We start from the raw sequence: 392 nt of genomic DNA, 5'->3' as shown, positions 1-392 counted from the left end.
GCACGCGAGTGTCGGTCCGAAGTCGGCGTAGCGCTCACGCACGAGTGCCATGGCCCGTGCACGCAGATCGATGGGCAACTCACGGTTGCTCGGCTTGCCACGCTTGCCCGACACCAGCCCGGCTGGACCATCGGCCTCATAACGCCGGCACAGCCGGCTGATCTGCCGCTCACAGAGATCCAGCCGCTCGGCTGCCTGAAAGCAGCGCAGTCGGCCTTCAATGACCGCCTCGATGATCTTGACTCGTTCCAGTTCGCGCATGGTTGCCGTGATCAGGCCACGTCCATTCATGATTGCCCCCTGGGTCGACACATCGCGACAGCGTGCGCCTCAGGGCGGAAATCGGACATTTCTAATTAGCTCAAATCGGACATTACTAAAAAGCTCCCACA

1 protein-coding gene is annotated in these 392 nt (G+C 61.0%); it reads right to left on the bottom strand.

Annotation, left to right across the window (positions count from 1 at the left end; all coding sequences use genetic code 11):
- The coding region (locus tag ACSQ83_RS35950; protein WP_436231381.1) for a helix-turn-helix domain-containing protein at positions 1–291 on the bottom strand (291 nt) is incomplete at its 3' end.
- Between the last annotated feature and the right edge of the window lie 101 nt (positions 292–392).

Source organism: Caballeronia sp. LjRoot29 (assembly GCF_964252755.1).
In the GTDB taxonomy this organism is placed as follows: Bacteria; Pseudomonadota; Gammaproteobacteria; order Burkholderiales; family Burkholderiaceae; genus Caballeronia.
This window is presented reverse-complemented; position numbering and strand designations above follow the sequence as displayed.